Genomic DNA, 12,543 nt, shown 5'->3' on the forward strand with positions numbered 1-12,543 from the left:
TCAGGCCGGAAGCCCCGCCGGGAGCAGGGCCACGACCTCGTACGCGTCGGACAGCCGCCGGGCCGCGAGCGTGCCGCCCAGGCTGGTGACCCGCTCCTCCATCGAGTACAGGCCCGTTCCGGTGGACACCGGCGCCCGGTCGGGAGGGGCCGCGGGGAGCGGGTTGCGGACCTCGATGCGCAGATGGCGGCCGGTGACCGCGATGGAGACCGTGACCGGCACCCCCGGCGCGTGCTTGGCGGCGTTGGTGAGGCACTCCTGCACCACCCGGTACACCGCCGTCTGGCGCAGCGGCGAGAGCGCGGCCGCCTCGGGCGCGACGGCCAGCTCCACCGCCGTGCCCATCCGTCCGCTCTCCTCCGCGAGCCCCGCCAGCCCCTCGAGACCCGGCGTCGCGCTCCGCCCGTCCGCGCGGCGGACGATGGTCTCGTTGAGGGTGTGGTGGGCGCGCCGGGCCGTGTCCGCGAGCTCCTCGAACTCCTTCTGCCGCTCGTCGCCCCGCGCCCGTACGGCGAGGACCTCGGCCCGTACCGCGAGGACGGTCAGCTCCCGGCCGACCAGGTCGTGCACATCGCGCGCCACGGACGTCCGCTCGTCCTGCACGGCCTGGAGCGCGGCGGTCTCCGCCCGCTGGGCCTGGAGGGCGCGTACGAGATCCTGCCGGTACGCGGCGATGCCGACGCCCGAGGCGAGCACCCCGATCGGCACGACCAGGCTGAGGAAGTCGCTCAGCCGGTCGCCGTAGAACGCCGGCCAGCCCGGCAGGTGGAACAGCGCGTACGCCGTGGCGATGTACACCGCGGTGCCGGTGATGCCGACCCGCCGGCCCCGGAAGCGGCCCAGCGAGTACAGCGCGAACTGAATCATCGTCAGCTCGGTTAGCCACCCGAGCAGGACCAGCGCCACCAGGTACGGCACCCACGAGGCCCGGCGTCGCAGCAGCAGCGAGGAGGCGCCCGCCGCGAGGACGAGCGTCGCGGTGAACCCGGTCAGCGAATTGTCCGCCCGGGCCAGCCCCGGCACGTCCAGGATCATCAGCGCGAAACAGCTGAGCGCGGCGAGCGCGTCCAGCGCCCGCGCGGAGGCGCCCCAGCGGTCCACGTACCGGCGCGTCGCCACCGTGGCGCGGCGCAGCGCGAGGGCGGCGGGCGTGTGGGGCATGTTCTCCATCATCCAAGGTCTGTGGACCCGGCAAGGGGAAGGGCCCCGGAACCGGTCGGTCGGTTCCAGGGCCCTTCCCTCACCACGGTCGCACAGGCGGCCGGGCTACGCCTGCGGCAGCCGCTCCAGCTGCGCCTGGATGCGGGCGATGTCCTCGTCCGCCTTGGCGAGCCGGCCCCGGATCTTGTCGACCACGTTGTCCGGCGCCTTCGCCAGGAACGCCTCGTTGCCGAGCTTCGCGTTCGCCTGCGCCTTCTCCTTCTCGGCGGCGGCGAGGTCCTTCGCGAGGCGCTTGCGCTCGGCGGCGACGTCGATGGTGCCGGACAGGTCGAGCGAGACCTCGGCGCCCGCGACCGGCAGGGTGGCCGTGGCTGCGAAGCCCTCCCCCTCCGGCTGGAGCCGCAGGAGCTGCCGGATCGCGGCCTCGTGCGGCGCCAGGGCGGTGCCGGTCAGGGTGAGCCGGGCGGGCACCTTCTGGCCGGGCTGGAGCCCCTGGTCGGAACGGAACCGGCGGACCTCGGTGACGACCTGCTGGACGAGCTCGATCTCACGCTCGGCGGCCTCGTCGCGGAAGCCGGAGTCCTTGGGCCAGTCGGCGATGACGACGGACTCCTTGCCGGTGAGCGTGGTCCAGAGCGTCTCGGTGACGAACGGGACGATCGGGTGGAGCAGCCGCAGCATCACGTCCAGGACCTCACCGAGGACCCGGCCGGAGACCTTGGCGCCCTCGCCGCCGGCGAAGAACGTCGTCTTGGACAGCTCGACGTACCAGTCGAAGACCTCGTCCCACGCGAAGTGGTAGAGCGCGTCGGCGAGCTTCGCGAACTGGTAGTCGTCGTAGAACGCGTCGACCTCGGCGACCGTCTTGTTGAGCCGCGAGAGGATCCAGCGGTCCGTCGCGGACATCTCCGACGGGTCGGGCAGCGGGCCCTCGACCGTCGCGCCGTTCATCAGGGCGAAGCGGGTGGCGTTCCAGATCTTGTTGGCGAAGTTCCGGGAGGCCTTGACCCAGTCCTCGCCGATCGGGACGTCGACGCCCGGGTTGGCACCGTTGGCCAGGGTGAAGCGGACGGCGTCGGAGCCGTACTCGTCCATCCAGTCCAGCGGGTTGACCGCGTTGCCGAAGGACTTCGACATCTTCTTGCCGAACTGGTCACGGACCATGCCGTGCAGGGCGATGGTGTGGAACGGCGGGGTGCCGTCCATCGCGTACAGGCCGAACATCATCATCCGGGCGACCCAGAAGAAGAGGATGTCGTAGCCGGTGACCAGGACGGAGTTCGGGTAGAACTTCGCGAGGCTCTCGGTCTGCTCGGGCCAGCCGAGGGTGGAGAAGGGCCACAGGCCGGACGAGAACCAGGTGTCCAGGACGTCGGTGTCCTGGTGCCAGCCCTCACCGGTCGGCGGCTCCTCGTCCGGTCCGACGCAGACGATCTCGCCGTTCGGGCCGTACCAGACCGGAATGCGGTGCCCCCACCACAGCTGGCGCGAAATGCACCAGTCGTGCAGGTTGTCCACCCACTCGAAGTACCGCTTCTCCATCTCCTGCGGATGGATCTTGACCTTGCCGTCGCGGACCGCGTCACCGGCGGCCTTGGCGAGCGGGCCGACCTTGACCCACCACTGCATCGACAGACGCGGCTCGATGGTGGTCTTGCAGCGCGAGCAGTGCCCGACGGAGTGGGTGTACGGGCGCTTCTCGGCGACGATGCGGCCCTCGGCGCGCAGCGCGGCGACGATGGCGGAGCGGGCCTCAAGGCGGTCCAGGCCCTGGAAGGGGCCGTGTGCCGTGATGATGGCGTGCTCGTCCATGACGGCGATGTTCGGCAGGCTGTGCCGCTGGCCGATCTCGAAGTCGTTCGGGTCGTGGGCGGGCGTCACCTTGACCGCACCCGTGCCGAACTCGGGGTCGACGTGCTCGTCGGCGACGACCGGAATCCGGCGGCCGGTGAGCGGCAGCTCGATCTCGGTGCCGATCAGGTGCTTGTAGCGCTCGTCGTCCGGGTGGACGGCGACGGCGGTGTCGCCGAGCATCGTCTCGGCGCGGGTCGTCGCGACGACGATTTCCGCGTCACCGGAGCCGTACCGGATGGAGACGAGCTCGCCGTCGTCGTCCTGGTACTCGACCTCGATGTCCGAGATGGCGGTGAGGCAGCGGGGGCACCAGTTGATGATGCGCTCGGCGCGGTAGATCAGCTCGTCGTCGTAGAGCCGCTTGAAGATCGTCTGGACGGCCTGGGACAGACCTTCGTCCATGGTGAAGCGCTCACGCGACCAGGCGACACCGTCGCCCAGGCGCTTCATCTGGCCGGAGATCTGACCGCCGGACTCGGCCTTCCACTGCCAGACACGCTCGACGAACGCCTCGCGGCCCAGGTCGTGGCGGGACTTGCCCTCCTTGGCGAGCTCGCGCTCGACGACGTTCTGGGTGGCGATGCCGGCGTGGTCCATGCCGGGCTGCCACAGCGTCTCGTAGCCCTGCATGCGCTTGCGACGGGTCAGGGCGTCGATCAGCGTGTGCTCGAAGGCGTGCCCGAGGTGCAGCGAGCCCGTGACGTTCGGCGGCGGGATGACGATGGTGTACGCGGGCTTCTCGCTCTTCGCGTCCGCCTCGAAGTAACCGCGCTCTACCCAGCGCTCGTACAGCTTCCCCTCTACTTCGGCCGGCGCGTACTGGGTCGGCAGTTCGGGGTTGGCTGCTGGCTGCTGCTGAGTGTTCTCGGTCACGGGCTCAGTTTAGAGGTGTCACGGGGTCGTACTGAAACGGGAATGTTCGGTAACGGTGTGACCCCCACCGCGCTGCCCGGACACCAGTTCCGCCAGGATGTCGGGAACACATAAGTATCTGGAGGGGAACTCCTCGATGAGCTACAACCAGCCGGGCCCGTACGGCGGTCAGCCCCAGCAGCCCGGACCGTACGGTCAGCCGGGCCCTTACGGCCAGCAGCCGCAGGCGCCCCAGCCCGGTTACGGCTACCCGCAGCAGGCCCCGGCCGGCGTCCCGCCGCAGCAGCCCTACGGCTACCCGCAGCAGCAGCCCCCCACGCCCCCGTACGGCCAGCAGCCCCCGTACGGCACCCCGGGCGCCTACCCGCCGCCTCCGCCGGCGCCGAAGAAGAAGACGGGCCTGATCATCACCCTCGCGGTGGTGGGGGTGGCGGTGCTCGGCGGTGGGGGGTACTTCCTGGTCGCCGGGGGCGGCGGGGTGTCCGACGACGGGAAGAAGTACAAGCTCACCACTCCGGAAACGGTGCTGACCGAGTACAAGAAGGAGCCGGGCTCGGGCGGCAAGGACGGGCTGACCAAGAAGGACAACAAGGAACTGGAAGCCGCCGGGATCAAGAACGCCAAGCAGGAAGGCGGCAGTTACAAGTCCGGTTCTGGCGCAACCGCCAAGAACCTCAACTTCAGTGGCGTCTGGGGCGAGGTCAAGGACCCCGAGGCCGTCATGGACGCCATGATGGCCGAGCAGGAGAAGAACGCCAAGGAGAGCAAGAACGAAGACGGACTGAAGATCGAGCTCGACGGGGAGGCCAAGGAAGTCACCCCGGCCGGATTCGAGAACGGCATCATGAAGTGCCGGAACATCAAGATGACCATGGCGGCGGGCAGCGGCGTACCGACCGGCGGGCCGTCCTCCTTCAACATCCCGTACTGCCTCTGGGTCGACCACAGCACCGTGGGCTACGTCACTGCCGCTGACGGCGCGGCGATGATGACCGGCAAGGGCTACACGATCGACCAGTTGGCGGAAATGGCGGCGAAGGTCCGCAACGAGGTCCGCGTCGAGATCAAGTAGTGAACGACAGGGGTGCCCGGCCGACTCGGTCGGCGGGGCACCCACGCGGCACTGGAGTTTCCTCCGGTACGACGGTCAGGCTGCAAGCCCTCGTGGCGTCGGCGTCCTTGATCCCCAGGCTGATCCGAAGAAGGGGATAACAGTGCCCCGCCGTAAGCCAGTCGGCCCCCTTGGCACAGGCATCCGTCACCACCGGCCCGACCTTGTAGCCCGCAGCCTTCAGGTACACCTGGCAGTCCGTCACCGAGGCGTGCGCCGGTGCGGCCGTCACGACCGGCAGGACGCTCGCCGCAGCTGTCACACACACCGCAGCGACCATCCGCTGAACCTTCGAACGAAGCACGCTCAACTCCCCCAATCAATCAACAATCGAACACTTTGGTCGCGAACGAGTGATCATGAAGGTGGGCGAGTTGATCAAGTGAGAAGTCGGAGGATGGCTTGATCGAGCTCCGGGAACACAGGGGCGCCCGGTCAGTTCCTCAACTGACCGGGCGCCCCTCGTCGTTGTCGTCGCGTGCTACGCCGACTTCTCGTGGCGGCCGTCGTTCTTCACGATCCGCGGCACCAGCGTCGGGTTCACGTTGTTGTGGACCACGTCCGCCGTGATGACCACGCGGGCCACGTCCTTGCGGGACGGGACCTCGTACATCACCGACATCAGGACCTCTTCCATGATGGCCCGCAGGCCACGCGCGCCCGTGCCGCGCAGGATCGCCTGGTCGGCGATGGCCTCCAGGGCCGGGCGGTCGAAGTCCAGTTCCACGCCGTCGAGTTCGAAGAGGCGCTGGTACTGCTTCACCAGGGCGTTGCGGGGCTCCACCAGGATCTGGAGCAGCGCCTCGCGGTCCAGGTTGTGGACCGAGGTCAGCACCGGGAGGCGGCCGATGAACTCGGGGATCATCCCGAACTTCACCAGGTCCTCCGGCATGACCTCCTGGAACTGGTCGCTCGCCTCGATCTCGCGCTTGGAGCGGATCGTGGCGCCGAAGCCGATGCCCTTCGCTCCCGCGCGCGCCTCGATGATCTTCTCCAGGCCGGCGAAGGCGCCGCCCACGATGAAGAGCACGTTGGTCGTGTCGATCTGGATGAATTCCTGGTGCGGGTGCTTGCGGCCGCCCTGCGGCGGCACGGAGGCGGTGGTGCCCTCCAGGATCTTCAGCAGGGCCTGCTGCACGCCCTCGCCGCTGACATCGCGGGTGATCGAGGGATTTTCGCTCTTACGGGCGACCTTGTCGATCTCGTCGATGTAGATGATCCCCGTCTCGGCCTTCTTGACGTCGTAGTCGGCCGCCTGGATCAGCTTGAGCAGGATGTTCTCGACGTCCTCGCCGACGTAGCCGGCCTCCGTCAGCGCGGTCGCGTCCGCGATGGCGAACGGGACGTTGAGCATCCGGGCCAGGGTCTGCGCGAGGAGCGTCTTGCCGGAGCCGGTGGGGCCCAGCAGCAGGATGTTGGACTTGGCGAGTTCGATCGCGTCGTCCCGGCCCTGCGCGCCGCCGTTCTCGCCGGCCTGGACGCGCTTGTAGTGGTTGTACACCGCGACGGAGAGCGCCTTCTTGGCCGGCTCCTGGCCGACGACGTAGCTCTCCAGGAACTCGTAGATCTCGCGAGGCTTGGGGAGTTCCTCCCAGCGGACCTCGCTCGTCTCGGCGAGCTCCTCCTCGATGATCTCGTTGCAGAGGTCGATGCACTCGTCGCAGATGTACACACCGGGGCCTGCGATGAGCTTCTTCACCTGCTTCTGGCTCTTTCCGCAGAACGAGCACTTGAGCAGGTCGCCGCCATCACCGATGCGTGCCACGAGGTGCTTCCCCTTCGCCTGGGAGCGGCTTGGTTCAGCCGACTCCTGGTGCCTCATATCCGACGGTACCTTGCCGGGACCCCCGTTCGGGCCCCCCTTGGCGCGGTTCACTGCGACGTGGACCGCGCCAAGGGCGCCGGGAGCGTGCCCGCAACCCTGGTCAGACGGACGCCGACACGTTCTTCCGGGTGGAGACGATCTGGTCGATCAGGCCGTAGGCCAGCGCGTCCTCGGCCGTGAGGATCTTGTCGCGCTCGATGTCGTCGCGGATCTTCTCGATCGGGGTGGACGAGTGCTTGGCCAGCATCTCCTCCAGCTGCGTACGCATCCGGAGGATCTCGTTGGCCGCGATCTCCAGGTCGGAGAGCTGCTCGCGGCCGGTGCCGCCGGACGGCTGGTGGATCAGCACGCGCGCGTTCGGCAGGGCCATCCGCTTGCCGGGCGTACCGGCGGCGAGCAGCACGGCCGCGGCGGAGGCCGCCTGGCCCATGCAGACCGTCTGGATGTCCGGCTTCACGAACTGCATGGTGTCGTAGATCGCCGTCAGCGCGGTGAAGGAGCCACCGGGGCTGTTGATGTAGATCGAGATGTCGCGGTCCGGGTCCATCGACTCCAGGCACAGCAGCTGCGCCATGACGTCGTTGGCGGAGGCGTCGTCGATCTGCACGCCGAGGAAGATCACGCGCTCCTCGAAGAGCTTCGCGTACGGGTCGTACTCACGCACGCCCTGCGAGGTGCGCTCGATGAAGCGCGGGACGACGTACCGGTTGTCCACCTGCGGGCCGGTGTAGAGGCCGCTCGCGGAGAAGTTGCTCATTGGGTGTTCACCATCCAGGTGCGGTCGGCGGGGCTTGGGCTCGGTGCGGTACGGCTCAGGCGCCGGTGCCGCCGCCGCCCGGGACGTTCGAAGCGGCGGAGATGATCTCGTCGATGAGGCCGTAATCCTTGGCCTCGTCCGCGGTGAACCAGCGGTCGCGGTCACCGTCGCGGATGATCGCCTCGACGGTCTGGCCGGAGTGGTGCGCGGTGATCTCCGCCATGCGCTTCTTCGTACGGAGAAGGTACTCGGCCTGGATCTTGATGTCGGAGGCCGTACCGCCGATGCCGGCGGAGCCCTGGTGCATCAGGATGTCGGTGTTCGGCAGCGCGAAGCGCTTGCCGGCGGTGCCGCCGGTCAGCAGGAACTGGCCCATCGAGGCCGCCATGCCCATGCCGATGGTGACGACGTCGTTCGGGATGTACTGCATGGTGTCGTAGATGGCCATGCCGGCCGTCACGGAACCACCGGGGCTGTTGATGTAGAGGTAGATGTCCTTGTCCGGGTCTGCGGCCAGGAGGAGCATCTGCGCCGTGATCTTGTTGGCGATCTCGTCGTCGACCTGCTGGCCGAGGAAGATGATGCGCTCGCCGAGCAGCCGGTTGTAGACATGGTCGCCGAGGCCACCACCGATGGACGGCTCACCCGCGGCGTAAGGCATCAGATTCGTCACGTATCCACCTGCTCGTCTCTGACGGCTCCGGCCGTCTCAGCGTCTCTCGTACTGGGGGCGGGGACTCCCCTGCCCTCGTATTCATGGACCCTAACGCGCAGGTAGGACAACGCCATCCCGGTTCCCGAACTGTTCGCTGGGAGCGCAAGGTAGTTGGGGGAGCCCGGGGTCCCGGGTGGGGTTCCGCCGGGGGCGCCGCCGGGCTCCAGGGGGTCCGTACGGGCGTGTGCGGGCCTCCGGGGGACGGGCACGGGCCCGGGCGCACCCGTGGGTGCGTCCGGGCCCGTGGAAGGGTCCTGCGAGGCTACGAGGCTCAGGCCTCGGGCTTGTCCTCGGCCGGGGTCTCACCCTCGACGGCGGCCTCGACCGCGTCGGCGGCGGTCTCGGTCTCGTCCTCGTCGTCCAGCTCGACCGGCTCACCGTTGGTGTCGACGACCTTGGCGGCCTCGACGACGACCGCGAGGGCCTTGCCGCGGGCGACCTCGCCGACCAGCATCGGGACCTGGTTGCCCTCGACGACGGCCTGGGCGAACTGGTCGGGGCTCATGCCGGAGGAGGCGGCGCGCCGCATGAGGTGCTCGGTGAGCTCCTCCTGGTTGACGTTGAGCTTCTCCTTGTTGACCAGCTCGTCGAGGATGAACTGGGTCTTGATGCCCTTGACCGCCTGCTCCTTGGTCTCGGCCTCGAACTCCTCGAGCGTCTTGCCCTGGATCTCCAGGTACTTCTCGAGGGTCAGACCCATCTGACCGAGCTGGTGGTGCTCCAGGTTGTGCTTGCGGGTGTTGACCTCGTCCTCGAGGAGCTTCTCGGGGATCGGCACCTCGGCCAGCTTCAGCAGCTCGTCGAGGACGCGCTCCTGGGCCTGGGTGGCCTGGTCGAACTGCTTCATGTTCTCGAGGCGCTTGCGGCTGTCGGCCTTGAGCTCGTCGAGGGTGTCGAACTCCGACGCCATCTGGGCGAACTCGTCGTCGAGCTCGGGGAGCTCGCGGGCGGCGACGGCGGTGACCTTGACGGTGACCTCGGCGTCCTTGCCTTCGGCGGAGCCGCCCTTCAGCTGCGAGGTGAAGATGGCCTCGCCGCCGGCCTCCAGGCCGGTGACGGCCTCGTCGATGCCGTCGAGGAGCTCGCCGGAGCCGATGGTGTACTGCACGCCGTTGGCGACACCGTCGGGGAGGACCTCGCCCTCGACCTTGGCCTCGAGGTCGATCGTCACGACGTCGCCCTCGGCGGCGGCGCGCTCGACCGGGTTGGTGGAGGCGAAGCGCTCACGGAGCTGCTCGACGGACTTCTCGACGTCCTCGTCGGTGACCTCGACGGCGTCGACGGTGACCTCGATGCCGGAGTAGTCCGGGATCTCGATGGTGGGGCGGATGTCGACCTCGGCGGTGAAGGCCAGCAGCTCGCCGTCCTTCAGCTCGGTGATGTCGACCTCGGGCTGACCCAGCGGGTTGACCTCGGCCTCGTTGACGGCCTCGGTGTAGAGCTTGGGAAGCGCGTCGTTGACGGCCTCCTCCAGCACCGCACCACGGCCGAACCGCTGGTCGATCACGCGCGCGGGGATCTTGCCCTTGCGGAAGCCCTTGACCGTGACCTGCTGGTTGATCTTCTTGTACGCCGCGTCGAGGCTGTCCTTGAGCTCCTCGAAGGGCACCTCGACAGTGAGCCGAACCCGAGTCGGGTTCAGGGTCTCCACGGCGCTCTTCACGGTTCGGTCTCCTTGGTGGCTGATTCTTGGATTCTGCCGGGGCCCGTAGGTGCGGGCGGTCCGGCCGATCGGCCCGGTCAGAGAGACACACGGGCACGCAGCTTGCATAGTAGCCGCAAGCGGGATGAGCCCCACAATGTGATCTTGGTTGCGCTCGATGGTCTTCTGGTCGGGGTGGCGGGATTTGAACCCACGGCCTTCCGCTCCCAAAGCGGACGCGCTACCAAGCTGCGCCACACCCCGTCGGTGCGACACGTAGGGTACATGCCCGCGGACAGTGCGACGCCCCCTCGGAAAGGGTGTGCGGCGACCGCCCTGGACCCGCTACGATGCTGTCCGTGCCGCGGCCCTCGTGACCTGCGGCGCGGCGTATGCGGGCGTAGCTCAATGGTAGAGCCCTAGTCTTCCAAACTAGCTACGCGGGTTCGATTCCCGTCGCCCGCTCCATGCATCTCAGGCCCGGTCCGCTTCGGCGGACCGGGCCTGAGGCGTTTCTCGCGCCGCGCGACTGAAGCCGCGCGCTAGAACTTGATGGAGTTGATCGTCTGGGCTATCGAGTTCAGGAAGCGCTGGATGTCGTCGGCCATGCCCGTGGAAGCCAGGAAGAAGCCGAAGAGGGCGGCGACGACGGCGGGTCCCGCCTTCAGCGAGCCACCGCGGATCAGCACCACGAGGACGATCGCCAAAAGAAGCACCACAGACAGTGAAAGGACCACAGCTGATCACACCCTCGGTCGGTCCGCCTTGCCGGCCTGGGAGCGCACGCCACAGCACACCCCCGCTGTCACCATCGTGCCATCAACCCCCCTGTGAGCGCTGCCGGCTGACGGATCGTTCCTGTATGAATCCGGCCACGCGAGACGTGCGGGGGCTCAGTCGCCGGTGAGGCCGAGCAGAGCTCTGGTGCGCGCGTACTTGGCCTTCAGTCGCTCGCGGGTCTCCTCGTCCAGGAGGGCGAGACGGGCCGGGTCGGCGTTGTGGGCGAGGTCGGCCTCCTTGATCAGGAGGGCGCCGGGGACGGCCAGGACGCGGGCCGTGTACGACTCCAGGTCCTCCCCCGGGCGCTTGCTGACCGCCAGGACCATGTCCTTGACCGACTGGGGCAGCTCCGCCTCGGCCAGCCACTGCGGGGAGAGGGCGTCGTCCTCGATCGCGTCGTGCAGCCAGGCCGCCGCGATCTGGTCCTCGCTGCCGCCCCGGTCCCGTACCCCGTGGGCGACCGCCTGGATGTGCTCGGTGTAGGGGCGGCCCGACTTGTCGGTCTGGCGGGAGTGTGCCTCGCGAGCAATTGCCTCGACCTGGGCGAGCGTGAGCTGGGGCATGCCGGTCAGCGTAGCGCCGTACGGGCGCGGGCGGCCGGTCAGCCCTCGCGGGAGATCAGCAGGAGCGCCCGGTCGTCGTTGACGTCCTTGGCGCAGGCCTCGATCAGGTGCCAGGCCGCGCCCTCGAAGCCCGAGGTGACGTAGCGGTCGGCCTCGCCGGTCAGCCGGTCGATGCCTTCCGCGATGTCGCGGTCGGCGGCCTCGACCAGGCCGTCGGTGAAGAGCATGAGGACGTCGCCGGGGCGCAGGGTGCCCTTGACGGGGTGGAACTCCGCGCCGTCGTAGACGCCGAGGAGGGGGCCGTCGGCGGCCTTCTCCTCCCAGCGGCCGGTGCCCGCGTGCAGCTGGAGGGCGGGGAGGTGGCCGGCCGAGAGAAGTTCGTAGTCGCCTGAGTCCAGGTCCAGGACGAGGTGGATGGAGGTGGCGAAGCCCTCGTCCCAGTCCTGGCGGAGGAGGTAGCCGTTGGCCGCGGGCAGGAAGCCGTGCGGCGGGAGCGAGCCGAGGAGGCCGCCGAAGGCGCCGGACAGGAGCAGGGCGCGGGATCCCGCGTCCATGCCCTTGCCGGAGACGTCGGTGAGGATGACCTCAAGGGTGCGGCCGCCGTTCGTACGGGCCGCGACGACGAAGTCGCCGGAGAAGGACTGGCCGCCGGCCGGGCGCAGCGCCATCTCGCGGTGCCAGCCCTTGGGCAGGCGGGGCAGGGCGGACTGGACGCGGATCCGTTCGCGCAGGTCGAAGAGCATGGTGCCGCCGCGCCGCCAGGGCACGCCGACGCGGGCCCGGAACTGCGCGATGAGCAGACCGAAGAGTCCGCAGGCGGCGACCACCAGGACCGTGCCGGGGGTGACGGTGGCGGGGCCTTGGGTGTACGGGCCGAGGGCGAGCGTCTCGACGATGAGGGCGGCGGCCGCGGCCGCGTACAGGCCGAGCAGGCTCGCGGGGCGCAGCAGCAGTCCGCCGGCGACGATCGGCAGGACGAGCGCGGCGGGCGAGCACCACACGGGGTTGGTGATGGTGCCGACGGCGATGGCGGGGACGGTGAGGAGGAGGCCCGCGAGGGCGAGCCAGTCGGAGCCGTCGCCGCGGAAGTAGTCGACGCCGGATTTGCGCAGCGCGATGCGGGCCCGGTGCGTCGTTTTGCGCAACCGGGCCGTGTACGAGTCCACTCCTGCGCGACGGGCCATTGGCCTGGACCCTATCCACCCGTCCGGCCCCCGCGCAGGGGGACCCCCGTGACATTGCGTTCGAAATCGGGTCGCGAG

Annotated in this window: 10 protein-coding genes and 2 tRNA genes; 2 read left to right on the forward strand and 10 right to left on the reverse strand. The window is 69.0% G+C overall.

Annotated elements, in window-relative coordinates:
* The gene (locus tag IEZ01_RS28175; protein ID WP_189204454.1) at positions 1 to 1,161 is read right to left on the reverse strand and encodes a sensor histidine kinase; all 1,161 of its coding nucleotides are present in this window, start codon (positions 1,159 to 1,161) and stop codon (positions 1 to 3) included.
* A gap of 105 nt (positions 1,162 to 1,266) precedes the next feature.
* Complete coding sequence (locus IEZ01_RS28180; RefSeq protein WP_189204462.1) at positions 1,267 to 3,888, reverse strand: valine--tRNA ligase; 2,622 nt, start codon at positions 3,886 to 3,888, stop codon at positions 1,267 to 1,269.
* A 136-nt stretch (positions 3,889 to 4,024) separates the two neighbouring features.
* On the opposite strand from IEZ01_RS28180, the gene IEZ01_RS28185 reads away from it, so the two are divergent.
* Positions 4,025 to 4,960 carry a hypothetical protein gene (locus IEZ01_RS28185; RefSeq protein ID WP_019886281.1) on the forward strand — a complete coding sequence of 312 codons (936 nt, stop codon included), beginning with the start codon at positions 4,025 to 4,027 and terminating at the stop codon, positions 4,958 to 4,960.
* Between the two features lie 520 nt (positions 4,961 to 5,480).
* Here IEZ01_RS28185 and clpX read toward each other — a convergent pair.
* From clpX to IEZ01_RS28210, 5 genes are all read right to left on the reverse strand, one after another.
* Positions 5,481 to 6,764, reverse strand: a complete 1,284-nt coding sequence (gene clpX, locus IEZ01_RS28190) for an ATP-dependent Clp protease ATP-binding subunit ClpX (RefSeq protein WP_019886283.1) — start codon at positions 6,762 to 6,764, stop codon at positions 5,481 to 5,483.
* Positions 6,765 to 6,924: 160 nt separating this feature from the next.
* Entirely contained in the window at positions 6,925 to 7,581 is a 657-nt protein-coding gene (locus IEZ01_RS28195; protein WP_019886284.1) for an ATP-dependent Clp protease proteolytic subunit, read from the reverse strand.
* 55 nt (positions 7,582 to 7,636) lie between these two features.
* The gene (locus tag IEZ01_RS28200; protein ID WP_189204492.1) at positions 7,637 to 8,242 is read right to left on the reverse strand and encodes an ATP-dependent Clp protease proteolytic subunit; all 606 of its coding nucleotides are present in this window, start codon (positions 8,240 to 8,242) and stop codon (positions 7,637 to 7,639) included.
* A 325-nt stretch (positions 8,243 to 8,567) separates the two neighbouring features.
* Entirely contained in the window at positions 8,568 to 9,959 is a 1,392-nt protein-coding gene (gene tig, locus IEZ01_RS28205; RefSeq protein ID WP_189204464.1) for a trigger factor, read from the reverse strand.
* A 166-nt stretch (positions 9,960 to 10,125) separates the two neighbouring features.
* Positions 10,126 to 10,202 (reverse strand) — tRNA-Pro (locus IEZ01_RS28210).
* 130 nt (positions 10,203 to 10,332) lie between these two features.
* On the opposite strand from IEZ01_RS28210, the gene IEZ01_RS28215 reads away from it, so the two are divergent.
* Positions 10,333 to 10,406: transfer RNA gene (locus IEZ01_RS28215), tRNA-Gly, on the forward strand.
* Positions 10,407 to 10,480: 74 nt separating this feature from the next.
* On the opposite strand, the gene IEZ01_RS28220 is transcribed toward IEZ01_RS28215, so the two are convergent.
* From IEZ01_RS28220 to IEZ01_RS28230, 3 genes are all read right to left on the reverse strand, one after another.
* Positions 10,481 to 10,675 carry a hypothetical protein gene (locus tag IEZ01_RS28220; protein ID WP_028797525.1) on the reverse strand — a complete coding sequence of 65 codons (195 nt, stop codon included), beginning with the start codon at positions 10,673 to 10,675 and terminating at the stop codon, positions 10,481 to 10,483.
* Between the two features lie 156 nt (positions 10,676 to 10,831).
* Complete coding sequence (locus IEZ01_RS28225; RefSeq protein WP_019886294.1) at positions 10,832 to 11,281, reverse strand: HD domain-containing protein; 450 nt, start codon at positions 11,279 to 11,281, stop codon at positions 10,832 to 10,834.
* Positions 11,282 to 11,319: 38 nt separating this feature from the next.
* On the reverse strand, positions 11,320 to 12,465 hold the full coding sequence (locus IEZ01_RS28230) for a PP2C family protein-serine/threonine phosphatase (RefSeq protein ID WP_028797526.1): 1,146 nt from the start codon (positions 12,463 to 12,465) through the stop codon (positions 11,320 to 11,322).
* Between the last annotated feature and the right edge of the window lie 78 nt (positions 12,466 to 12,543).

It is taken from the genome of Streptomyces purpureus (assembly GCF_014648195.1).
GTDB lineage: Bacteria > Actinomycetota > Actinomycetes > Streptomycetales > Streptomycetaceae > Streptomyces > Streptomyces purpureus.